We start from the raw sequence: 23,668 nt of genomic DNA on the forward strand, positions 1-23,668 counted from the left end.
GAAATTATAAAATGTAATTAGATACTAATAACCATTAACAAATAACCATTAACAATTAACCATCAGCAACATTGGAAATAAACAACAAACGTATTATTAGTGCTTGGACCTTCTACGATTGGGCTAATTCGGTATATCCGTTGGTGATAACCACAGCCATTTTTCCTATATTTTATGAGGCTATTGTTCCTGAAAAAGTTGATTTTTTTGGTTTTAACCTTATTAATACTGAACTCTATTCGTATGTAGTTTCGCTTTCGTTTATCATTGTTTCTATATTATCACCTATACTTTCTGGTGTGGCAGATTATTCTGGGAACAAAAAAACATTCATGAAATTCTTTTGTTATTTAGGATCAGTTTCTTGTATGAGTTTATATTTTTTTGATGTACTTCCGTTGGAGATTAGCATGGTTTCGGTTTTATTGGCAAGTGTAGGTTTTTGGGGTAGTTTGGTTTTTTACAATGCCTATTTGCCCGAAATTGCTACACCCGATTTGCATGATAAAATAAGTGCTCAAGGCTTTTCAAGAGGATATATTGGGAGTTCTTTGTTGCTCATCATTTGTTTGGTATTGATACAAGTTTTAGGTGTTGATGCTCGATATTCATTTGTGTTAACTGGTTTGTGGTGGATAGGTTTTAGTCAAATAACCTATGCTCGATTACCCAATAATATTTATAATAAAAAACCTCAAGGAAATATTCTTTTAAAAGGTTTTAACGAGTTAAATAGTGTATGGAATCAACTCAAACAAATTAAACAACTTAAAAGGTATTTGGGGGCATTTTTTATTTACAGCATGGGGGTTCAAACCGTAATGATAATGGCAATATTTTTTGGTACAAAAGAAATTTCGTGGGCTGATGAAGCAAGTAAAACAACAGGGTTGATTATCAGTGTGTTAATTATTCAATTTATAGCAATTCCAGGAGCCTATTTAATGGCTTATTTGTCTGGGAAAATAGGAAACATTAAAACCATAGGCATAAATATTTTTATTTGGATAGGAATCTGTTATGGTGCTTATGCATTTGTAACTACTCCATTACATTTTTATATTGTTGCTGGTGTGGTTGGTTTTGTAATGGGAGGGATTCAATCTTTATCGCGTTCCACGTATTCTAAACTGTTGCCAGAAACACAAGACCATGCTTCTTTTTTTAGTTTTTACGATGTGGTTGAAAAAATAGGAATTGTTATAGGGACTTTTGCTTTTGGTTATATCGAGGGTATAACCAACGACATGAGGCAATCTATTTTAGTTATTATTTTATTCTTTATCGTAGGATTTCTCTTATTACTTACCATACCTAAAAACAAGTCGGTAACTGAATAATTTGTACCTTCGCTCTCTAAAAAAAGAGGAACATTGAAAACAGAAAAAATATACGACATTACTGTTGTTGGAGGAGGAATTGTTGGAGCAGCCACTGCTTATAAAATTCAGTTGAAATATCCCCATCTTAAAATTATTCTTATCGAAAAAGAGCCGCATTTGGCAGATCATCAAACAGGTAATAATTCTGGTGTAATACATTCGGGTTTGTATTATAAGCCAGGCTCTAAAAAAGCACACACTTGCGTTGATGGTAGAAAACAACTGGTGAAATTTGCTCAAGAATATAACATTAAACATGATGTTTGTGGTAAGGTTGTAGTAGCAGTAGATGAAAAAGAACTTCCATTTATGAATAAAATTTTTGATAATGGAATTGCTAACAACACCGAAGGAATTGAAAAAATTGATGCCAATCAAGTAAAAGATATTGAACCATTTGTAAAATGTATTGGTGGTATTTGGGTGCCATGTACTGGAATTATTGATTATAGGGGCACTACCGAAAAATTAGCTGAATTGGTTGTGGCAAAACAACCTGAAAGTAAAATTGTTTTGGGTGAGGAAGTAAAAGATTTTATTCACGGAGAAGAAATAACTGAAGTAATAACTTCAAAAAACAAGTACAAAACAAAATACATGATTTTTTGTGGGGGCTTGCAAGCGGATAGACTAGCTAAAAAAGACAAGGTTAATTTAAAAGAAAAAGTAGTTGGTTTTAGAGGTGATTATTATGATTTAACGGAACAAGCAAAACACAAGGTAAAGAATTTGATTTATCCAGTGCCAAATCCAGAATTTCCGTTTTTAGGCGTTCATTTTACTCGAATGGTTGATGGAGAAATTGAGTGCGGACCAAACGCCGTGTTTACGTTTAAAAGAGAAGGTTATGGTAAAACTGATTTTGATTGGAAGGATACGATTGATGCACTTTCATATTCAGGTACATGGAAATTGTTTTTTAACAACATGAGCTTTGGTATAAATGAGTATCGTAGAGCATTCTCTAAACGATTGTTTTTAGAAACTTTACAACGAATGATACCATCCTTAACCATGGATGATATTAAGCCAGGAAGAGCAGGAGTACGGGCAATGTTGTTGAATGAAAATGGTGACACAAAAGATGACTTTAGAATAGAATATAAAGGAAAAAGTATACACGTGTTAAATGCACCTTCTCCAGCGGCAACAGCATGTTTATCAATAGGTGATGCAATTTGTGATATGGCAACAACACATTTTAAATTAAATTAAACCATGGTAGAAATTATAGGGTATATTGCTTCGGCAATAGTGTTGATTTCTTTTTTAATGAAAAACATTAAAAAATTAAGGATAATAAATACTGTCGGGTGTTTGATATTTATTGTTTATGGTGTGCTATTGAATTTTTCGATTCCAATAATAATTACCAATGCTGTAATTGTTGGGATAAATATTTACTTTCTGATAAAGATGAAAACTAGGGTGGAGTAAAATGAAAAGCAGTTTGTTTATATTAGCATTCTTATGGTTAATTCAAGGATTTAGTCAGGATTATACCGAGATTTCTAAAATTCATAAACAACTATCATCCTCTAAAAATGATACTGAAAAATTACTTCACTTCTCTGATTTAAGTTGGGAATACAGTAGTTATCAACTTGATAGTGCTCTTTTTTACGCCAATAAAACACTAGAATTAGCAAGAGTTACAAAAAATCAACATTATCTAGCAACAGCGTATAACAGAATTGGATTGGCTTATGATAATTTCAACCAACTTGATTCAGCTATTAAAAATTACAATATAGCTTTAACCATAAGGTTCAACTTAAAAGATACATTGGCGGCCTCTAATACTTTGAATGATATTGGGGCATGTTATTTTTATCAGTCGTTGTTAGATTCTGCGGCAAAGTATTATTTAAAAGCTGCCGAGTTAAGGCATAAAATTAATGACGAAAAATCGTTAGCTCAAAGCTATAATAATTTAGGAATAGTTCATCGTAAACAAGAAAATTACGCCAAAGCAATTGAGTTTTATCAGTTGTCGTTGAAACTCAAACATAAATTAAAAGATGAAGAGGGTGAGTTAAATTCTTTACAGAACTTAAGTGTGGTTTATCAGCAACTTCACAAATTTAAAGAAGCAGAAAAATACTCATTACAAGCTCTTAATTTGGCTAATAAATTAAACAATGAAGCTGAAATAGCCAACGTAAACATTAGTTTAGGAGTTATATATCGTAACATTAATGAATTAGATAAAGCTAAAAGTCATTTGCTTGAGGCTAATAATTTTTTACAAACAAACGGGAGAAAAGAAGATTTAGCCATTTGTTTAAACAACTTGGGAATTTTATATACCGCAAAAAACGATGAACGAAAAGCTATTGAGTATTTAGAACAGAGCTTGGTTATTGCTTTAGCCTTAAATCGGGGAGAGTTGATAAAAGATAACTATCTAGCTTTAGCGAATAATTACGAAAAATCTGATAAAATAAAAGCCTTTGAATACTATAAAAAAGGAACTATTCTAAAAGACAGTTTGCTGAATGAATCTAAATTAAAATTTATCAATTCATTATCAGAGAAATATCAAGCCAAACAACGCAACCTTGAAATAAAACAACTTCAATCGGAAAATGATATTCAGCAACTTTTAGTGGAAAATGCAAATAAAAAAAGGCAAAATGTAGTATTGGTTTTAATTGCTGTTGTGCTGATTTTATTGCTTTTAACAGGTTTGTTTTTCAATATTCGTAAAACAGCCAAAGCATTAGAAAATAAAAATCAAATTATTAATAAATCCTTATCAGAGAAAGAAGTTTTGCTACGTGAAATACATCATCGTGTAAAAAATAATTTGCAAATTATCACTGGTTTGTTAGAACTTCAAGAATCGCTACATACCGATGAAAATGTTCGAAATATTGTTTCTGAAGCTCAAGGCAGAATAAAAACCATGGCTTTAATTCATGAAATGCTTTATCAAACCGATGATATTTCTAACATCAATCTTTACAATTATGTTCAATTGTTGGTAAATAGTATCGAATCAGGATTCTCAATAAAATTAAACAGTGTTACAAAATCTTTTGAATTAAAAGATGTTCAATTTAATATCGACACCATTATACCTATAGGGTTAATTTTAAATGAATTGGTGTCAAATTCATATAAATATGTTTTTGTTCCCGAACTCGGAAATACCTTAATGATTTCAGTTAATCAACTTGAAAATGAATATTGGCAATTAACTGTTAAAGATAATGGACAGGGCGTTGCTAATAATGGGGAAGGCTCTCGACAAGGTTCTTTTGGATTACGTTTGGTAAAAATGCTCTCTCGTCAATTAAATGGAAAGGTTGAATATAAATTTAACGATGGAGCAGTTTTTTGTATTAACTTTAAGGAGTTAAATTATAAAAAATTACATGACTAAAGTTGGCATATTAGACGATGAAGTAATTATTTGTGAAACGCTAAATAAATACTTGTTAGAACTCGGATATGAAGTTCCTGATTATGCCTTGAATTATAATGAAGCTGTTGATTTAGTGACGATACAAATGCCAGACATTATGTTGCTAGACATTAATATTAACGGCGATAAAAGTGGTATCGACTTTGCAAAATTTGTGAGGGAAAACCACAATATTCCTTTAATTTTTGTTTCTTCTTATTCTGATAAAGCCATTTTGCAATCTGCCAAAGAGGTCCAGCCCAATGGCTATTTAGTTAAACCATTTACCAAAAACGATTTGTTTGCCGCTATAGAAGTTGCGTTGAGTAATTTTTCGTTACAACTTAAACATGAAGTAAGTAGTGAAGATAAGAGTTTTAAATTATTAACGGATGCTATTTTTATAAAACAAGATTCGCTTTACATTAAAGTATACTTTAGGGATATTTTATACATAAAATCAGAAGGAGTTTATGCCGAAATTTTCACCAAAGAAAAGAAGTATTTAATTCGGGAAACCCTTAAAAATCTAATTGAAGCAATTCCATCTGATAGCTTTTTTCACATTCATCGGTCTTATATAGTAAATATCAATTCTGTCGATGCTGTTAATACCGAATATGTTTTAATTGATAAAGAACCTATACCCATGAGTAGAACAAGTCGTGAGGAATTTCTTAAACGGTTAAATCTGCTCTAGTTTGCCAATAAAACCTTCTAAATTCGATTGGTTTGTTTCAAGATTTACGCAGTTCGTAACATCATAACCACCATCCATATCATTTTTAAATACTCAAACGCTTAATTTCAGATTTTTGGTTTATCATCTTAAACTAAAAACTATGAAAACAAAACTACTTACTTCTATTTCGTTGGCTTTTTTAAGTCTTTCATCTATTGCTCAGCCAGGAAGCTTGGATATGACATTCACACCAGGAGGAGGTCCTTCAGCAAGAGTCTACGATTCTAAAATCCATACAAGTGGAAAACCACTATTTGCAGGAACTTTTAATGAATACGATTCGTGGTTAACTAATCAGGTTGGTTTAATACTTGCTAATATAAATGGAACATGGAATTCATCATTTAATATAACAGCACCGGGTGGAATAGCACATGATATCTATTGTTCTGCGATTGAATCAAATGGAAATATTCTTGCAGGTGGCTCAATTTATCATTTTGGAGGAGTTCAAGGTAGTTTACTCAAAAGATTTAATGAGTTTGGGGCATTAGATAATACATTCAATCCTGCGGAATTGTTAAATGGAGAAGTACGTGCTATTGGAGTTCAAACTGATGGTAAAATAATTTATGCTGCTTATTATACGGATGCTATAAACACAACCATACCTCTGTATAAGTTTGAACGATTAAATACAAGTGGTAGTATAGATAATACATTTAATGTTGGAACTGGGCCAAACGATCAAATTCGTTCTATGGCTATTCAATCTGATGGAAAGATTATTATTGGAGGAAGGTTTACGTCATACAACGGTACTGCTAAAAATTATATTGCTCGAGTAAACACAAATGGATCAATTGATAATACGTTCAATATAGGCACAGGATTTAACACTTTTGCTGAAGTGAGAAATATTCAAATACAAGCTGATGGGAAAATTATTGTTGTGGGAGAATTTACAACTTTCAATGGAACTTCCCGGTCAGGTATTGTACGATTAAATACTAATGGTAGTATTGATACTTCATTTAATCCTGGAACTGGAGCAAGTGGAGGAAGTACAACAGGGGTTTATGATGTTGCTATTCAAGCTGATGGAAAAATTATTATTGTAGGTAATTTCTTTTCATACAATGGAACAAACATAAAATCTGTAGCAAGAATTAACACAAATGGAACTTTAGATGGAGTGTTTAATCCTGGTACAGGTGCAAACGATAATATACATTCTGTATCTATCCAAACAGATGAAAAAATTATTATTGCTGGAGATTTTACTTCTTATAATGGTACAACAAGAAATAGGGTTGCACGTTTGTTAAACTGCACCCCACCAACTATTACAGGGACAACTCCAAACAACAGATGCGGAACAGGAACAGTTACCTTGGGTGCAACAGCAAGTTCAGGTACATTGAGCTGGTATGCAGCATCTACAGGAGGAAGTGCATTAGGAACAGGAACAAGTTTTATAACTCCAAGTATTAGTACAACAACTACGTATTATGTAGAAGCATCAAACGGAGGTTGTACATCTTCAAGAACAGCAGTAATAGCTACTATAAATACGATACCAACAATAACAGGAACAACTCCAAACAACAGATGCGGAACAGGAACAGTTACCTTGGGTGCAACATCAAGTTCAGGTACATTGAGCTGGTATGCAGCATCTACAGGAGGAAGTGCATTAGGAACCGGAACAAGTTTTGTAACTCCAAGCATTAGTACAACAACTACGTATTATGTAGAAGCATCAAACGGAGGTTGTACATCTTCAAGAACAGCAGTAATAGCTACTATAAATGCGATACCAACAATAACAGGAACAACTCCAAACAACAGATGCGGAACAGGAACAGTTACCTTGGGTGCAACATCAAGTTCAGGTACATTGAGCTGGTATGCAGCATCTACAGGAGGAAGTGCATTAGGAACCGGAACAAGTTTTGTAACTCCAAGCATTAGTACAACAACTACGTATTATGTAGAAGCATCAAACGGAGGTTGTACATCTTCAAGAACAGCAGTAATAGCTACTATAAATGCGATACCAACAATAACAGGAACAACTCCAAACAACAGATGCGGAACAGGAACAGTTACCTTGGGTGCAACATCAAGTTCAGGTACATTGAGCTGGTATGCAGCATCTACAGGAGGAAGTGCATTAGGAACTGGAACAAGTTTTGTAACTCCAAGCATTAGTACAACAACTACGTATTATGTAGAAGCATCAAATGGAGGTTGTACATCTTCAAGAACCGCAGTATTAGCTACTGTAAATACTAGCCCAACAGCTACTGTAAACCAAACAGGTAATACACTTACTGCACTAGAAACTGGAATGACTTATCAATGGGTAGATTGTAATAACAGTAATGCTCCAATTAGTGGTCAAATCAACCAAAACTTTAATGTTACCATAAATGGAAATTATGCAGTGGTGGTTTCTAACGGAAGTTGCCAAACTACTTCTAGTTGTACTAATGTTATTGTTACTGGAATAAATAATAATTCAGTTAAGAGTTATTTTAATGTTTACCCAAACCCAGTAAATAATGGACAAATAAACATCTCATCAGATGACCAACTAATTAACCTATTGATGTATGATGCTTTAGGTAAAATAGTATTGTCAAATGAAAATTTGAATAGTAAAAGCACAATTGTTCAAGTAACTGATTTACAAAAAGGTATTTATTTCTTACAAGTAAAATCAACAAAAAATCAAATAATACAAAAAGTAATTATTCAGTAATAATAAGTTAATCCGATGAAGAAAATACTCATAACCATAAAGTTAACTTTTATAACGATTGCATTAATAGCTCAACCAACTGATACAGAAATTACTAATAAGTTAAAAGCAGAGGGAGCTTTAGAAGTGAAATTTTTTAGTGCAAAAGGAACTGTACATACTTCATTAACAGAAAAATGGTACGAAAGAACGGCTGAAAGTAAGTGGAAAACTAATAAAGAAGGTGTTTATACTTGGAGTCGCTCTGATTATCGTTACGATTATTTGGCCGGTAAATGGTCATATACTCGAAGTTATTTTGCTGATAGTTGGTATGAAGGTATTCCTAATCCATCTGAAGCAGAAGTGTTGAAAATAATCAATGATGATATCGAGAAATATATGAGTGGATCAGGAGAAACCATTGGTAAACCAGAAAGTATAAAATTAGCTGATAAGCCAAAATGGACATGGGAATCATTAAAAAAAGCAACGTGTTATACTGAAGCCATTTATACAGTTAAAATTGACCAGATTGGGAATGCCCAAAAGATAAAACAAATAAAAACTGTTAGTTTGTATAAAGACAAAGAGGATAAAAATGCACCTTTTGTACGTTTTATTAGTTATAATGAGGGAGAGCCAATTGTATTAGAAAATGTAAGTTATGAAGTAGAAAACGAGCAAGAAACAGAATAATAAAAATAGTTTAAGTTGAAAAAAAACAAAGGGCAGTTTTAGCTGCCCTTTGTTTTTTACTGTAAAATGTATTTTTAGTTTGAAACCTGATACTTTTCTTTAAACGAATCCCAGTTCCAAATAAAACTTTCCATAATTTCATCCATACGTTTTAAAAACATAGGATTTGGACTTCTCATGGCTTTAAAGTATTCGTCTTGGTATTCGTTCAAATTGTATTTTCCAAACACTGCTTTAGAAACGCCATACAAGGTGTTTTTTGAAGGCTGATTTACTTTAGCAATGTAGTTTTGATAATCTTTTATTACTTTTTCTAGGGTTGCTTTATCCACGCCAAACACTTGTGAAAGTTGTTCGAAAATAATATCCAGCAATCTTTCATCTTGATTATTGTTAAAGTGTTGAGGAATATACGTTAGGTTAGCAGCAATAATAATTAACAAAAATTTTTCAGAGTTGTTTTCTTGAATGTTTGGTGATTCTACAAATTCTGGAGAATCATTAATTATTCCAGCAACTTCAGGAAATCCCTTCTCCACAGTATCCAACAAATTGTTAATAAAGATATTTACTGCAACATCTTCTTTAATTTTCTTTTTGCCAAATAGTGTAAACATAAACTACTGTAATTATGGTTTATACAAATTTAAAATATAGACAATGTTATATTAACAGGTTGTAAAGAGCTTATTAACAAAGTTATTAACGAAAAATGCCCCAATCGGGGCATTTTTTAACTTTTATTTAAAATAGGGTATTATTTTCTAAAAATGTAACGAGTAATAAAAATACCATTACCATCATCTTTACCAGCATCACTTTCAACACCACTTACTACAGTAAACAATTCCCATCCTTCCTCTGACAACGTGTTTAAAATAGAAGTAATCATTGCGTCGTTTGAAGCAATGTTTTGGAAGTTTAAACCAACCATACTGTAAAAGTTCAAGATTTTAGTTTCGTTTAATTCATCAATCTTAGCATCTTTTCTTTTTACGTCTCCTTGTTTACTGTCTTTACCATTTTCTCGTTGAGTAGTAAACATAGCAGCATCTACTGTAGATGTACCTTCAATAATTCTTGAACGACCTAAACCACCCGGAACAATAGACTCAATGGTAGTGATAATTTTGTATTTTTTTTGAGCACTTGCATCAATAAAAAACGCACCTAACAATAAGGCTGATAATAAAATTCTTTTCATAGTTAATTTACTTTTGGTTTATAATAAAAGTAAATATAACAATTTTAGTGCCTAAATGGAGATTTCTTTTTTACGAATAGAAGAACCTTCATAAACCAATAAAGCTTGCTTTAAACAAACCAATGCTTCTTTTAAAGATTCTTTATTCAATACATAAGCAATACGAACTTCTTTTTTTCCCAAGCCTTTTGTTGCATAAAATCCAGCAGCAGGAGCTAGCATTACGGTTTGATTGTTGTATTCAAATTCTTCCAATAACCATTGACAAAACTCTTCGGCATTATCAACAGGTAATTCAGCTACAGCATAAAATGCACCGCCAGGATTAGGGCATTTAACACCTTCAATAGCATTTAAACCTTCAATTACAATGTTTCTACGTTGTACGTATTCAGCAGTAACATTGTCAAAGTACGATTTTGGCGTTTGTAGAGCCGCTTCTCCAGCAATTTGACCAAAAGTTGGTGGGCTTAATCGTGCTTGTGCATACTTTAATGCGGTTGAAATAAGTTTTTTGTTTTTTGAAATGAAAGCACCTATTCGTGCACCACACATGCTGTATCTTTTCGAAACCGAATCAATTACAATAGCATGTTCTTCAATTCCAGTTAAGTTAAATACTGAATAATGTGTGTTACCATCGTAACAGAATTCACGGTAAACTTCGTCAGCTATTAAATACAGATTGTGTTTGATAACAATATTTTTTAGTGTTTCTAATTCTTCTTTAGAATATAAATAACCCGTTGGATTACCTGGGTTACAAATTAATATAGCTTTTGTTTTTGGAGTTATTAATTTTTCAAATTCAGCAATAGGAGGCAAACTAAAACCAGTATCAATTGATGATGTAACTGGAACAACTTTTACGCCTGCTGTAGTTGCAAAGCCATTGTAATTGGCATAAAATGGTTCAGGAATAATAACCTCGTCGCCTTCGTTTAAACAAGAATTAAAAGCAAACAATAAAGCCTCTGAACCACCTGTTGTTATTAAAATATCTTCAAATGAAACACCCAAATCTAATTTGTTGTAATATTCAGCCAAGCCTTTTCTGTACGATTCTATACCTGCAGAGTGACTGTATTCTACTACCTTGAAATTAATATCTTTTATGGCTTTTAAAGCAACTGCAGGAGTTTCAATATCTGGTTGACCAATATTTAAATGAAACACTTTTCTCCCTTTCTTTTTTGCAGCTTCTGCATAAGGAACTAATTTACGTATTGGTGATTCTGGCATTACGTTGCCACGATTTGAAATTGCAGGCATTTTTATAAAATTTTGTACATGGTAAAATTACAAAGAACTTTTTTAAATCTGCTCTCAAAAATGTTGGATATAGTCTTTATTACTTATATTTATTTTTTTAAACAGATGTTATTTAACAGCCATAATTCTGATAATATTGAAATTAAACCTCGGTTTAAGCTAATATCTTCGTTTTCGAAGGAAGATGTTATTCAAAAAATAAATAACTCGCTTCCAAAACAGGAAATGGTTGAAGCTGATTTTAAAGGAAATCATTACTTTTTAAGAATTAAAAAAAGTGAGCAACATTATTGGTCTCCATCAATGGAGGTGGTTGTAGAAAGGTATCATAACAACAGAGAAAAGGCGTATGTAAGGTGTTTGATTGGCCCAAAACAATCAATATGGGTAATGCTAATGTTTTTTTATATTGCTGTTGGTGTTTCTGGTTTTTTTGGTGGGTTGTATGGGTTAGCAAAATGGAATTTAGGTAATGAAACCATGTTTATTTGGATAATTCCGGTTGCTATATTTTTATTTGGAGTTATTTATTTTACAGCCAAATATGGTCAACGAAAAGGAAGAGACCAAGTGTTATATTTAGTGAGTTTTTTATATCACGCTATTGACGATAAAGATATAGAGAGGTTATAAAAAAATAAGCTGCTCATCGAGCAGCTTATTTAAACTTAATTTGAAAATTTACTAAAACTAATCAATAACCACATTTATTAGTGTTCTACAGGACCAGTTGCACCCTCAATAACAGGACTTGTTTTTGGGGCAATAATGTTCCCTTTAATTCTCAAAACTTTAGTTGCTTCTGTAGCATTTGAAGTTACAGTAACAGATTTGTTAATAGCACCTAATCTCTTAGTATCATATTTTACGCTAATTACACCAGTTTTTCCAGGTAAAATTGGTTCTTTCGACCATGTTGGAACTGTACATCCACAGCTACCTGTTGCATTTGAAATAATTAATGGTTCTTTACCAGTGTTTTTAAATTTAAACTCTCTAACACCATCAGCACCTTGTTCAATAGTACCATAATCGATAACGTCGTCATCAAAAGTCATAACTGCAGCGTTAGGATTTGTAATTACAGCATTGTCGGTTTTGTTTTCTTGAGCTTGTACGCTAAAAATGGTTAAAGCTGCAAGACCAAAAGTTAATAATATTTTTTTCATGATTCTATTTTTAATATTTATAGTTCAAACTTAAGACTATCTATTGTTATGGATAATCTATTTAACACTTCGTTAACAAAAATGTTTTATTAGATTAGATATTCCGAATTTAAATCAGGGATTCTTACATTTTGAAATCCAGCTTGTTCCAACTTCTCTCTATATTCAACTTGTACTTCATATTCGCCGTGTACCAAAAATAACTCTTTTACTTTCGAAGGATCGTTTTGAGTTAAGTATTTAATCATTTCAATATAGTCACCGTGGGCACTATATTCATCCATAACTCTTACATCAGCTTTAACTTCATGTTCATCGCCAAATATTTTAACCATTTTATCACCACGTGCTATTCGATGTCCTAATGTTTGCGGAGAACAATAGCCTACTACTAAAATAGTGTTTTTAGGGTCTGATATGTTGTTTTTTAAATGGTGCATTATTCTTCCCGCCTCCATCATGCCAGAAGCTGAAATAATAATACAAGGTTCATCTGATTTATTTAAAGCTTTTGATTCTTCAACATCTTGAATATAATGTAAACGATTAAATCCAAAAGGATCGGAATCTACTTTCATGTAATTTAATATTTTTTGATTATAACATTCTGGATGTTTTTTTAGTATCTCGGTAGCATTGGTCGATAGAGGACTGTCAACATAAACATTTATTTTTGGCAATTGTCCGTTGGTTTCTAATTGGTCGAGTGCAAAAACAATTTCTTGCGTTCGTCCCAAGCTAAAAGCTGGAATGATGAGTTTTCCTTTTTTTACTACACAAGTTTCATAAACAATTTCCAATAAACGTCGTTCACTATTTTTTGTACTTTCATGTAATCTATTACCATAAGTAGATTCAGTAATTATATAATCTGCGTCAGGATAGGTTTTGGGGTTCTTAATTATTTTGTGGTCTGGTCGACCAATATCTCCAGTATAACAAAGTTTATGAACATTGCCATTTTCTTTAATTTTTAAATTAACTGCTCCAGCACCTAAAATATGTCCAACAACGGTAAAACAAAGTTCAATTTCGTTGTCAATCTTTATCCATTTTTCATAATCAACACCCTTAAAGTATTTTAGCGATTCTAATGCATCTTCAATGGTATATAGTGGTTCGATTAATTCTAATTCTTTTTGAGCACGAGCTTTGTTAACATAGCGTACATCTGCTTCCTGAATATGAGCACTATCTACCAACATTATTTCGCATAAATCTTTAGTAGCATTTGTACAAAAAATCTGACCTTTAAATCCTTTTTTAACTAAGTATGGAATAGCTCCAGAGTGGTCGATATGCGCATGAGACAATATACAGTAATCAACTTTTGAAGGGTCGAACCCAAGGTTTTTATTGTGATTAGACTCATCAGCATCTTTACCTTGAAATAAACCACAATCGAGCAATATTTTTTTTCCAGAATACAAAGTAATAAGATGTTTACTTCCTGTAACCGTTCTTGCCGCACCTTTAAATTCTATTCTCATACTATTTTAATTTTTAGCAAAGGTAATTCGAAAAATTAACAATATTAATGAGTTTTGACAGCTATTTCTAAAGAAGTTAATTCAAAAAAAATGTCATAAATTTGAATAAATTATTTAGCATGAAATTAGATATTTTAGCCATAGGAGTTCATCCTGATGACGTGGAGTTGAGTTGTTCAGGGACATTGTTAAAACACATTGCTCAGGGTAAAAAAGTAGGGGTTTTAGATTTAACTATTGGTGAGTTAGGCTCGAGAGGTAGTGGAGAGTTACGGTTAATTGAAGCCAACAATGCTGCAAAAGTTCTTGGTGTTATTGTTAGAGAAAATATTGGGTTGGCTGATGGTTTTTTTAGAAATGATAAAGAAAGTCAATTGGAAATAATTAAAATAATTAGAAAATACCAACCAGAAGTTGTTTTGGCTAATGCAGTTAACGACAGGCATCCAGACCATGGCAGAGCTTCAAAACTTATTTCTGAGGCTTGTTTTTATGCTGGTTTGATAAAGATTGAAACACAATTAAATGGAGTAAATCAAGATAAATGGAGGCCCAAAGCGGTTTATCATTACATACAGGATAGATTTATAAAACCTGATTTTGTGGTGGATGTAAGCGATTTTGTAGATAAAAAAATAGAGGCTATTCAGTGTTTTGGCTCACAATTTTTTGATCCAAAATCAACCGAACCAATAACACCTATAAGTGGCGAAGAATTTTTTGATTTTATAAAAGCAAGAATGATGCAGTACGGACGAGAAATTGGTGTTAAATATGCCGAAGGTTTTACTGCTGAAAGGTATATTGGAGTAGAAGATATGTTGAAGTTGAAGTAGTCCCACCCTAACCCTCCCAAAGGGAGGGAATTGTATAGTTTCATATTTTTTCTCTCCCCTTTGGGGAGCTGAAGGGGAGTTTATAAATTAATAGTTTCATTGCTTCCTAAAAATTTAGGTTGAGTATTCAATACATACAAATCGATAACGGCTCTGGTACGAGCAAAAAATTCTCTGAAATTGGTTTTAAACGAATAGCTTTGAGGAGGACTTTGAGCAGCATAACCTATCGCACTTATGTTAAATTTTTTGGCTATAAATAAAGCTCTAGCAACATGAAACTCCTGTGAGATAATGATGAAGTTGTTTTGTCCAAAAACCTCTTTGCAGCGCACAACAGAGTCTAATGTTCTAAAACCTGCAAAATCTAGCGTAATAGCTTCAATTGGAATACCTTCTCTCACCAATGCTCTTCGCATTTCTCGTGGTTCGTTGTATTCAAACAAACTGTTGTCGCCACTCACAATTATGTGTTTTACTTTACCTGTTTTATACAAATCTACGGCAGCTTTTATTCGGTATTTAAAAAACAAGTTGGCATAACCTGTTGCAGTGTATCTGCTAGTGCCTAAAACCAACGCAACATCAGCATTTGGTAACTTGCTTACATTTTGATAGATGAGTTTTTTAGATGAATAACCTACTACAAAATAAGAAGTAACTATTGTAGCAATAAACAATATCACCAATAAAGCAGTCCATTTGTTAACTGCAATTTTTTTGATATGTGTAAGAAGTTGAATCAAATTGTTATCTAACTAAAAATAAATCTAACAGCACAAAAATGGAGAAAACCACACTTGCAATACCATTGGTAGTAAAAAAAGCTAAATTAACTCTACTCAAGTTGCTTGGTTTAACAATTAAATGCTGATAAACCAGCAGAGCAATAAAAATGCCAGAACCAATCCAATAAAAATAATTAAACCCAGCATAAAATCCTGCAAACAGAATTAACGAGGCTGTAATAATGTGAAGTATAGTTGATAAAAACAAAGCATTTTTCTTGCCCAACATTACTGGTATAGAATGCAATTTTTGTTGTTTGTCAAATTCTTCATCTTGCAGGGCATAAATAATATCAAAACCACTCACCCAAAACAAAACGGCAAAAGAGAAAAATAACGGCAACCAGTCGAACTTACCCGTAACGGCTAAATAAGCGCCAATTGGTGCTAACGATAATCCAACACCTAAAACCAAATGGCACAACGCTGTAAAACGTTTGGTTAAACTATATCCCAGCACTACAATTAATGCTATGGGCGATAAATAAAAACAAAGGGGATTGATAAAATATGTGGTAGCAATAAAAAGTACACAGTTAACAATTACAAATAACAATGCCGATTTAGGTTTGATGGTGCCGTTCGGAATTTCTCTAATTTCAGCAGTTCGGGCATTGGCTTTATCAATATCTCGGTCAATGTATCGATTAAAAGCCATGGCGGCACTTCGGGCAAACACCATACAAAGAACCACATAAATAAACTTTACCCATTCTATTGGAGATGCAATTTGTATGGTAGCTAGAAAAAAACCAATAACTGCAAAGGGTAAAGCAAAAATGGTGTGACTGAATTTTATTAAAGTAAAATAATTAGAAATAGATGCCATCTAGATAATTTAAGTGTGGCGAAGTTAAGTATTTACGATACTATATTGAACAAATCAATTAATAATCAATGTTTTTGAATAATGCTTCTGTGTGTTAGATATAAATTGAATTATATAAAAACCCTTTGAAAAATTAGAAATATTTAATTGATAATCATCAATGTTATGAATAGTTCTAATAATCTCTCCATGGGAATTAAAGAACACTACATCTTTAATTAGTTCATTTGAACGAAATAAAAAATTACCATCATTTGGGTTTGGGTAAACTTCAAATGAAATGTCATTTTTGATTTTATCAATACTAACTATGGGAATATAATCGCCTAATTCGGAAATGAAGATATCTCTAACACAACTATCGTTGAGTTGAATATTGTAGAATCTTATATCGTCTAGAAGACCATTAAAATTTTCAGTTTGTAAATTGTAATTTGGTGAATTTGGTAAGAAATTTTGATTCAGTATTAAGGTGTCAAGTTCTCCATTTATATAAATTTTTGAATAAAATAAAGAGTGAGATATTGCAACATGATTCCATACATTTTTTTGAACCTTTTTACTTGTTGAAACAATATTAGATCCTATTGTAGATCCGATAGTACTATCGGCTGGATTAATAAATAAATATTTTATAGGCTCTAATGAATAAAGTAGGCTGTTATAGAAAGGATTTAAACTTTCATAGTTAAACCATAGACTGTATGTCCAACTGTTATTCTTCATGTCAGTAATATAAGGGAATTCGATATACCCACCATTATTTATTAAAATGGCTTCATTTGAATTGCTAAATTTATCTGCGGCAAAATTTCCATTAAATACAATGGCGTGATTGGAATTTCCACTACTATCCAAGAGATTATTCGTAAAATGAAATTTAAATTCTAACGAATCATTATCGGCACATTGAAAGTTCAAACATTGAGAGCTTGAAAATTTGTCAATGATTATTTTATTGTTAGCTGTTACAGTTAGTTTTATCCATGCATATTCATTATCATTATTTTGTGAAACCAAAATGTATTTATCACCTGTTCCAATCCATGGATTAAAGGTGTATATTGCACAAGGATCTGTAAGAACTGTTCTTGAAGCATATATATAGCTTATTGTATTAGAAAAATTTAAATCACTTCTAATTAACGTATCGTTAAAGTTATAAAGGTTTGTAATACTTTGATTTATGGTGTATCCAGGAGAAGGGCCAGAGCAATTTACTGTAGAATCAAAACAAGCAATTTTATTCCCATTAAATGGTGTTACAGTAATGTATTGAGCATTACCTCCGCCTCCACTAACATAAGATAGCCCAAATTCTATATCTATTAAAAAATCTTGATTTAAATCAAAGTAATATTTTTTTCCAGAAGTAACACTACTAGAATTTGAAAGCAAGATGGTGTCAGGAGTATAGTCAAATGAACAATTTAAAATGTTTCCAACATATAGGGTGCCTTGTCCCTTAAGATTAAAAAAGAAACATAAAACAGTTAGTATGGTTAAAATACTTTTCATTTGCATCATTTGCAAAACAAATTTAATCTTTTATTGACAATATAGGCACGACTAATGCCACTATAAAATTAAGTAAAGAAAAATATTGAGAACTTATTACAAATTCTCACTAAAGTTGCCTAGACTTTTTTAACTTTGCCATCCTAAACAAAAACATATTTTTTGACTATGAGCGACGATAAAAAAGTGATATTTTCGATGAACAAGGTTAGTAAGACCATACCTTCAGGAAAAACAATTATCAAAGACATTTATTTATCTTTCTTTTATGGTGCCAAAATAGGTATCATTGGTTTGAACGGTTCTGGTAAATCTACTTTGTTAAAAATTATTGCAGGAGTTGACAAATCTTATCAGGGAGATGTTACTTTTTCTCCAGGGTATAAAGTTGGGTATTTAGAGCAGGAGCCTAAATTGGATGAAACCAAAACTGTTAAAGAAATTGTTCAGGAAGGAGCTCAAGAAACCATTGATGTTTTGGCAGAATATGAAGCCATTAATTTAAAGTTTGGTGAACCAGAGGTTTACGAGAATCCTGACAAGATGGATGAATTGATGAAACGTCAGGCCGAATTACAAGATAAGATTGATGCATTAGATGCTTGGGAATTAGATACTAAACTTTCTAGAGCAATGGATGCTTTGAATTGCCCACCAGAAGACGCTTTGATTAAAAACCTTTCAGGAGGGGAGTTGCGTAGAGTTGCACTTTGCAGATTATTATTACAACAGCCAGATATATTATTGTTAGACGAGCCAACCAACCACTTGGATACTGAATCGGTTTATTGGTTAGAACAACATTTGCAACAATATCCAGGGACGGTTATAGCCATTACCCACGACCGTTATTTCTTAGATAATGTAGCTGGGTGGATTTTAGAGTTAGATAGAGGTGAAGGTATTCCTTGGAAAGGAAATTATTCAGAATGGTTGGATCAAAAATCGAAACGATTAGCTCAGGAAGAAAAAACCGAAAGCAAGCGAAGAAAAATTCTTGAACGTGAGTTGGAATGGTCGAGAATGAATGCAAAAGGAAGACAGGCTAAATCGAAAGCTCGTTTGAGTAACTACGATAAATTATTAAGCGAAGATTCGAAAGAAAAAGAAGCAAAACTGGAGTTGTTTATTCCTGATGGTCCACGTTTAGGTAATGAAGTAATTGAAGCCAATGGAATTTCTAAAGCATTTGGAGATAAACTGCTTTACGAAAACCTTACGTTTAAATTACCTCCTGCTTCAATTTTAGGAATAATTGGTCCGAATGGAGCTGGTAAAACCACTTTGTTTAGAATGATTATGGGTGAAGAAACGCCTGATTCGGGAACATTTAAAGTGGGAGAAACAGTTAAAATAGGATATATTGATCAAGATCACGCTGAATTAGACCCAACAAAATCAATTTTTGAAGTTTTCTCTGGAGGAGCTGAAATGATGGATTTTGGAGGTAGAACCATTAATTCAAGAGCATATTTATCGAGATTTAACTTTGCTGGTGGCGACCAAAGTAAAAAAGTGGGTGTTTTATCTGGTGGAGAACGAAACCGATTGCACTTGGCAATGACCATGAAACAAGAAGCCAATGTGTTGTTGCTCGATGAGCCTACCAACGATTTAGATGTTAACGCTATTCGTGCACTTGAAGAAGGTATTGAAAGTTATGCAGGTTCGGCAGTTATCATTTCTCACGATAGATGGTTTTTAGATAGAATTTGTACACACATTTTAGCTTTTGAAGGTAACTCAGAGGTGTATTTCTTTGAGGGTTCATATTCTGAATACGAAGAAAACAGAAGAAAACGTTTGGGTACAGAGCCACAACGATTCAAATACAAGAAATTGGTTAAGTAATTAGCCTTTAGTAATTATGTAAAAGAAAAAAAACTTAGCAGTCTTTGCGACTTTGCGAGAAACAACAAGAAAAGATGAGCCAAAAGCCAAGCATACCAAAAGGAACAAGAGATTTTTCACCAATAGAAATGGTTCGAAGAAACTATATTTTTGACACGATTAAAAAATCGTTTAAAAAGTATGGCTTTCAACAAATTGAAACACCAGCTATGGAAAACCTAAGTACCTTGGTTGGTACTGGTGGTGATGAAAGTGATAAATTAATTTTAAGATTTTAAATTCTGGTGATTATTTAGCTAAGGAAAAAACATTTTAGATGGATGATGCAAAACTTAAATCTGAAAAAAAGATTGATCATCACTTTCTACAAGTATTGCAGAAAAAAGCCTTGCACTACGATTTAACTGTTCCTTTTGCTCGTTACGTAGTACAAAACCAAAACGACATTACTTTTCCTTTCCGTAGGTTTCAGATACAACCTGTTTGGCGTGCTGACCGACCACAAAAGGGGCGTTACCGTGGAGTTTTACCAATGCGATGCAGATATAATAGGTTCTGATTCCTTATTAAACGAAGTGGATTTGATCAAAATGATTGATGATGTTTTTTCTGACTTTTTTAGAAAAGATGGAGAGTTAAAATTAAACTATACTGTTTCAATTAACAATAGAAAAATATTACAAGGTATTGTTGAGTCTGCAGGTGAAATTGATAGATTTGAACAAATTGTAGTAGCTATTGATAAATTTGATAAAATAGGTGCTGAAGGTGTTTTAAAAGAACTTTTATCTTATGGAATAGAAAAGGAGATTGCTGTAAATTTATTATTAGTAATTAATTCCAATAATTTTAGAAAAGAGACTTCTGAAGGATTCTCTGAATTAGATAATTTATCTAAAGAGATGAATCTTTTAAACTCTTTAAGTAAAAATATTCGTAACTCCAGTAATGGTATAAATGGAATTGAAGAGCTAAAATTTGTTTTTGAAAACTTACAAAAACTAGGATTAAAAACAGCAAAAGTAATTTTCGACCCAACACTTGCCCGAGGTTTAGGTTATTATACTGGAACTATTATTGAGGTTAAAGTAGATAATTTCCCGAGTATAACTGGTGGTGGAAGATACGATGATTTAACGGGTAAATTTGGTTTAAAAAATGTTTCGGGTGTGGGTATTTCTTTTGGTGCTGACCGTATTTACGATGTGTTGTTAGACAACAATTTATATCCTGAATTTAAAGGAGATTCTACGCAAGTGTTGTTTACTCGACAAAGTGAAGCAGACGAAACTCGATTTTTACCCATGCTTTTTGCATTAAGAGACAAAGGCATCAATGCAGAATTGTACACCGAACAAGCCAAATGGCAAAAGCAAATGATTTTTGCAGAAAAAAAAGGAATAAAGTTTATTGTTTCTGCCAACGAAAATGGCGAAACATTTGTAAAAAGTGTTGATGCTGACGAAAAAAAGCCTTTTAAAACATCAGAAGAGCTGATTGCATACATTCAACATTCATAATTTATCAAATTGTCATCCTGAGCCTGTCGAAGGATAAACAAACAAAGAATTTTAACAATGGATATTCACTACATCAATAAAAACTGGTTAACCCTCGAGTCAATCGACGAGATTTTAAAAAGCAACAGACGATTGGTTTTATCGCAAGAAGCTGAAGTTGCCATTGTGAAATGTAGAACATATTTGGATGAGAAATTGGCTCGTCACGATAAACCCATTTATGGAATAAATACTGGTTTTGGTTCGTTGTGCGATACTTCCATTCCAAACAAAGACTTAGAAACCTTACAACGAAATTTGGTCATGTCGCATGCTTGTGGTTTGGGCGATGAAGTACCAACTGATGTGGTTCGTTTAATGTTGTTGTTAAAAATTCAAGGCTTAAGTTATGGTCATTCTGGAGTGCAGTTAATTACCGTTCAACGATTAATTGACATGTATAATCACAATGTTTTTCCAGTGGTTTATGAGCAAGGTTCCTTAGGTGCTTCGGGCGATTTAGCTCCATTGGCTCATTTAACTTTACCTATGTTAGGATTGGGAGAAGTTAATTTTGAAGGAAAAAAATATACTTCAGCAGAAATCAATAAAAAGTTTGGTTGGGAGCCTATCAAATTACAATCTAAAGAAGGTTTAGCGTTGTTAAACGGAACGCAATTTATGAGTGCGTATGGTATTCATTCATTATTAAGAGCTAGAAAACTGTCTAATTTATCAGATATTATTGCTGCAACTTCATTAGAAGCGTATGATGGAAGAATAGAACCTTTCAACGAATTGGTGCATAAAATCAGACCTCACAACGGACAATTTGTAACTGCTCGAAATATTCTAAAAGTGTTGGAAGGCAGTCAAATTATTAAACAAGAAAAAAAGCACGTTCAAGACCCTTATTCCTTCCGTTGTGTACCTCAAGTTCATGGCGCTTGTAAAGATGCTATCACTCACGCACAAAAAGTATTTGAAACTGAAATCAATTCAGTAACCGATAATCCAACTATTTTCCCTGATGAGGATGATGTGATTTCGGCAGGGAATTTTCATGGACAGCCTTTGGCGATGGTGTTAGATTATTTAAGTATTGCTGTTGCAGAATTAGGAAGTATATCGGAACGAAGAACCTATAAATTAATTGGTGGACAACGAAAATTACCAGCTTTTTTGGTAGCTAATCCAGGGTTAAACAGTGGGTTTATGATTCCTCAATATGCACAGGCTTCGGTGGTAAGTCAAAACAAACAATTGGCAACTCCTTGTTCTGTAGATACCATTGATTCATCAAACGGACAAGAAGACCACGTGAGTATGGGAGCAAATGCTGCAACAAAAGTCTATCGTATGATTGACAACTTGGAAAAAATTCTTGGAATTGAATTGATGAATGCAGCTCAAGGTTTGGAGTTTAGACGACCTTTAAAATCATCTAAAACTATTGAGAAAATGGTTGCTGATTTCAGAAAAGTTGTACCATTTGTTCAAGATGATATTGAAATGCATCCTGCCATGAAAAAAAGTATTGGGTTTGTCCAAACACAAAGCCAACAAATGAGTGTTCAGGATTTCATTTAGTATTGGAAAATAAAAAGCATATTATTTATCGGATTCCAGGAATGGGAGCAGATAAGCGATTGTTCTCTGAAATTGAACCCATTGATGGTTATGAGTTTGTTGATTTAGAATGGACTCCTTATCCCAACATTAAAACACTTAAAGATTACGCGCAGGAATTGGTGAAGATAATAGATACTACACAATCATTTTCTTTATTGGGAGTATCTATGGGGGGTATGGTTTGCTCCGAACTTGCCGACATCATTAATCCTGATAAAGTAGTGATAATTTCTAGTGCCAAAACCAGTAAGGAGTTACCCAGTCAGCTTAAGCGATTAAAATTTATTGGCATTACTCGATTGTTGAATGTAGAAAGAGTACGTTATTTGGTGGGGCATTCTTCTCGTTTTTTTGGTGTCATGAACAGCCAACAACGAGAAATTTTCTATCAAATGGCTGAAAACATCAACATTGATTTTATTGTTTGGAGCATTAAAGCTATTTTAAATTGGGATAAAAAAAAAGCCTCATCAAAAATTATTCACATCCACGGTAATAAAGACATTGTAATTCCCATTACAAACATTACTCCAACCCACCTTGTCGAAAAAGGTGATCATTTGATGATTTGGAATAAATCTAAGCTAATCAATCAACAATTAAAGGAGATTTTTAGTTAAGCAACCAAATCTTATTTATAATCGTTTTATTAGTGTTAAATA

20 protein-coding genes and 1 pseudogene are annotated in these 23,668 nt (G+C 32.7%); 13 read left to right on the forward strand and 8 right to left on the reverse strand.

The window, feature by feature from the left end; genetic code table 11:
* The first annotated feature begins 71 nt into the window (after positions 1 to 71).
* The 7 genes from H6589_02440 to H6589_02470 all read left to right on the forward strand — a co-directional run bounded on the left by H6589_02440 (position 72) and on the right by H6589_02470 (position 8,918).
* Positions 72 to 1,340: an MFS transporter gene (locus tag H6589_02440; GenBank protein ID MCB9173442.1), complete on the forward strand. Its 1,269-nt coding sequence runs from the start codon at positions 72 to 74 to the stop codon at positions 1,338 to 1,340.
* A gap of 48 nt (positions 1,341 to 1,388) precedes the next feature.
* Positions 1,389 to 2,597: an L-2-hydroxyglutarate oxidase gene (lhgO, locus tag H6589_02445; GenBank protein ID MCB9173443.1), complete on the forward strand. Its 1,209-nt coding sequence runs from the start codon at positions 1,389 to 1,391 to the stop codon at positions 2,595 to 2,597.
* A gap of 3 nt (positions 2,598 to 2,600) precedes the next feature.
* A complete protein-coding gene (locus tag H6589_02450) occupies positions 2,601 to 2,819 on the forward strand; it encodes a uroporphyrinogen decarboxylase (GenBank protein ID MCB9173444.1) in 219 nt (72 codons plus the stop codon).
* A 1-nt stretch (position 2,820) separates the two neighbouring features.
* Complete coding sequence (locus tag H6589_02455) at positions 2,821 to 4,770, forward strand: tetratricopeptide repeat protein (protein MCB9173445.1); 1,950 nt, start codon at positions 2,821 to 2,823, stop codon at positions 4,768 to 4,770.
* Complete coding sequence (locus H6589_02460; GenBank protein ID MCB9173446.1) at positions 4,763 to 5,491, forward strand: LytTR family transcriptional regulator DNA-binding domain-containing protein; 729 nt, start codon at positions 4,763 to 4,765, stop codon at positions 5,489 to 5,491. Before H6589_02455 ends, H6589_02460 begins: the two co-directional genes overlap by 8 nt.
* 142 nt (positions 5,492 to 5,633) lie before the next feature.
* A complete protein-coding gene (locus H6589_02465; protein ID MCB9173447.1) occupies positions 5,634 to 8,240 on the forward strand; it encodes a T9SS type A sorting domain-containing protein in 2,607 nt (868 codons plus the stop codon).
* A 15-nt stretch (positions 8,241 to 8,255) separates the two neighbouring features.
* Positions 8,256 to 8,918, forward strand: coding sequence for a hypothetical protein (locus tag H6589_02470; protein MCB9173448.1), 663 nt, complete (start codon positions 8,256 to 8,258; stop codon positions 8,916 to 8,918).
* Positions 8,919 to 8,992: 74 nt separating this feature from the next.
* Here the strand turns inward: H6589_02470 and H6589_02475 are convergent, their stop codons facing one another.
* The 3 genes from H6589_02475 to H6589_02485 form a co-directional block, all read right to left on the reverse strand.
* Positions 8,993 to 9,535, reverse strand: coding sequence for a hypothetical protein (locus H6589_02475; protein MCB9173449.1), 543 nt, complete (start codon positions 9,533 to 9,535; stop codon positions 8,993 to 8,995).
* A 140-nt stretch (positions 9,536 to 9,675) separates the two neighbouring features.
* Positions 9,676 to 10,122 carry a hypothetical protein gene (locus tag H6589_02480; protein ID MCB9173450.1) on the reverse strand — a complete coding sequence of 149 codons (447 nt, stop codon included), beginning with the start codon at positions 10,120 to 10,122 and terminating at the stop codon, positions 9,676 to 9,678.
* Between the two features lie 51 nt (positions 10,123 to 10,173).
* A complete protein-coding gene (locus tag H6589_02485; protein ID MCB9173451.1) occupies positions 10,174 to 11,394 on the reverse strand; it encodes a pyridoxal phosphate-dependent aminotransferase in 1,221 nt (406 codons plus the stop codon).
* Between the two features lie 105 nt (positions 11,395 to 11,499).
* On the opposite strand from H6589_02485, the gene H6589_02490 reads away from it, so the two are divergent.
* Positions 11,500 to 12,027 (forward strand): hypothetical protein, encoded by a 528-nt coding sequence (locus H6589_02490; GenBank protein ID MCB9173452.1) that lies wholly within the window; start codon positions 11,500 to 11,502, stop codon positions 12,025 to 12,027.
* A gap of 77 nt (positions 12,028 to 12,104) precedes the next feature.
* Here H6589_02490 and H6589_02495 read toward each other — a convergent pair whose 3' ends face one another.
* Positions 12,105 to 12,563 carry a DUF1573 domain-containing protein gene (locus H6589_02495; GenBank protein MCB9173453.1) on the reverse strand — a complete coding sequence of 153 codons (459 nt, stop codon included), beginning with the start codon at positions 12,561 to 12,563 and terminating at the stop codon, positions 12,105 to 12,107.
* 89 nt (positions 12,564 to 12,652) lie between these two features.
* Positions 12,653 to 14,053, reverse strand: a complete 1,401-nt coding sequence (locus tag H6589_02500; GenBank protein MCB9173454.1) for an MBL fold metallo-hydrolase — start codon at positions 14,051 to 14,053, stop codon at positions 12,653 to 12,655.
* A gap of 119 nt (positions 14,054 to 14,172) precedes the next feature.
* Between H6589_02500 and bshB1 the strand changes: the two genes are divergently transcribed.
* Positions 14,173 to 14,889, forward strand: a complete 717-nt coding sequence (bshB1, locus tag H6589_02505) for a bacillithiol biosynthesis deacetylase BshB1 (GenBank protein ID MCB9173455.1) — start codon at positions 14,173 to 14,175, stop codon at positions 14,887 to 14,889.
* 80 nt (positions 14,890 to 14,969) lie between these two features.
* Here the strand turns inward: bshB1 and H6589_02510 are convergent, their stop codons facing one another.
* Genes H6589_02510 through H6589_02520 form a run of 3 tightly spaced genes read right to left on the reverse strand, consistent with a single transcriptional unit; the run spans position 14,970 to position 18,024 of the window.
* On the reverse strand, positions 14,970 to 15,635 hold the full coding sequence (locus H6589_02510; protein ID MCB9173456.1) for a YdcF family protein: 666 nt from the start codon (positions 15,633 to 15,635) through the stop codon (positions 14,970 to 14,972).
* 4 nt (positions 15,636 to 15,639) lie between these two features.
* Positions 15,640 to 16,506, reverse strand: coding sequence for a UbiA family prenyltransferase (locus tag H6589_02515; GenBank protein ID MCB9173457.1), 867 nt, complete (start codon positions 16,504 to 16,506; stop codon positions 15,640 to 15,642).
* A 54-nt stretch (positions 16,507 to 16,560) separates the two neighbouring features.
* A complete protein-coding gene (locus H6589_02520; GenBank protein MCB9173458.1) occupies positions 16,561 to 18,024 on the reverse strand; it encodes a T9SS type A sorting domain-containing protein in 1,464 nt (487 codons plus the stop codon).
* A gap of 168 nt (positions 18,025 to 18,192) precedes the next feature.
* Between H6589_02520 and ettA the strand changes: the two genes are divergently transcribed.
* The 4 genes and pseudogenes from ettA (at position 18,193) to H6589_02540 (ending at position 23,626) form a co-directional block, all read left to right on the forward strand.
* Positions 18,193 to 19,875, forward strand: coding sequence for an energy-dependent translational throttle protein EttA (gene ettA, locus H6589_02525; protein ID MCB9173459.1), 1,683 nt, complete (start codon positions 18,193 to 18,195; stop codon positions 19,873 to 19,875).
* A gap of 74 nt (positions 19,876 to 19,949) precedes the next feature.
* Positions 19,950 to 21,395 (forward strand): annotated as a pseudogene (locus H6589_02530) (histidine--tRNA ligase).
* A 57-nt stretch (positions 21,396 to 21,452) separates the two neighbouring features.
* Entirely contained in the window at positions 21,453 to 22,964 is a 1,512-nt protein-coding gene (gene hutH, locus H6589_02535; protein ID MCB9173460.1) for a histidine ammonia-lyase, read from the forward strand.
* A gap of 2 nt (positions 22,965 to 22,966) precedes the next feature.
* On the forward strand, positions 22,967 to 23,626 hold the full coding sequence (locus H6589_02540; GenBank protein ID MCB9173461.1) for an alpha/beta hydrolase: 660 nt from the start codon (positions 22,967 to 22,969) through the stop codon (positions 23,624 to 23,626).
* Positions 23,627 to 23,668 lie beyond the last annotated feature (42 nt).

It is taken from the genome of Flavobacteriales bacterium, assembly GCA_020635795.1.
GTDB lineage: Bacteria > Bacteroidota > Bacteroidia > Flavobacteriales_E > Vicingaceae > Vicingus.

Excerpts from the sequence above, each read along its gene's own strand:
- H6589_02455 (MCB9173445.1), top strand. The coding sequence starts at position 2,821 with ATGAAAAGCAGTTTGTTTATATTAGCATTCTTATGGTTAATTCAAGGA.
- H6589_02515 (MCB9173457.1), bottom strand. The coding sequence starts at position 16,506 with ATGGCATCTATTTCTAATTATTTTACTTTAATAAAATTCAGTCACACC.
- H6589_02490 (MCB9173452.1), top strand. The coding sequence starts at position 11,500 with ATGTTATTTAACAGCCATAATTCTGATAATATTGAAATTAAACCTCGG.
- H6589_02470 (MCB9173448.1), top strand. The coding sequence starts at position 8,256 with ATGAAGAAAATACTCATAACCATAAAGTTAACTTTTATAACGATTGCA.
- H6589_02495 (MCB9173453.1), bottom strand. The coding sequence starts at position 12,563 with ATGAAAAAAATATTATTAACTTTTGGTCTTGCAGCTTTAACCATTTTT.
- ettA (MCB9173459.1), top strand. The coding sequence starts at position 18,193 with ATGAGCGACGATAAAAAAGTGATATTTTCGATGAACAAGGTTAGTAAG.
- H6589_02450 (MCB9173444.1), top strand. The coding sequence starts at position 2,601 with ATGGTAGAAATTATAGGGTATATTGCTTCGGCAATAGTGTTGATTTCT.
- bshB1 (MCB9173455.1), top strand. The coding sequence starts at position 14,173 with ATGAAATTAGATATTTTAGCCATAGGAGTTCATCCTGATGACGTGGAG.
- H6589_02480 (MCB9173450.1), bottom strand. The coding sequence starts at position 10,122 with ATGAAAAGAATTTTATTATCAGCCTTATTGTTAGGTGCGTTTTTTATT.
- hutH (MCB9173460.1), top strand. The coding sequence starts at position 21,453 with ATGGATATTCACTACATCAATAAAAACTGGTTAACCCTCGAGTCAATC.
- H6589_02485 (MCB9173451.1), bottom strand. The coding sequence starts at position 11,394 with ATGCCTGCAATTTCAAATCGTGGCAACGTAATGCCAGAATCACCAATA.
- H6589_02500 (MCB9173454.1), bottom strand. The coding sequence starts at position 14,053 with ATGAGAATAGAATTTAAAGGTGCGGCAAGAACGGTTACAGGAAGTAAA.
- H6589_02465 (MCB9173447.1), top strand. The coding sequence starts at position 5,634 with ATGAAAACAAAACTACTTACTTCTATTTCGTTGGCTTTTTTAAGTCTT.
- H6589_02460 (MCB9173446.1), top strand. The coding sequence starts at position 4,763 with ATGACTAAAGTTGGCATATTAGACGATGAAGTAATTATTTGTGAAACG.
- H6589_02520 (MCB9173458.1), bottom strand. The coding sequence starts at position 18,024 with ATGAAAAGTATTTTAACCATACTAACTGTTTTATGTTTCTTTTTTAAT.
- H6589_02475 (MCB9173449.1), bottom strand. The coding sequence starts at position 9,535 with ATGTTTACACTATTTGGCAAAAAGAAAATTAAAGAAGATGTTGCAGTA.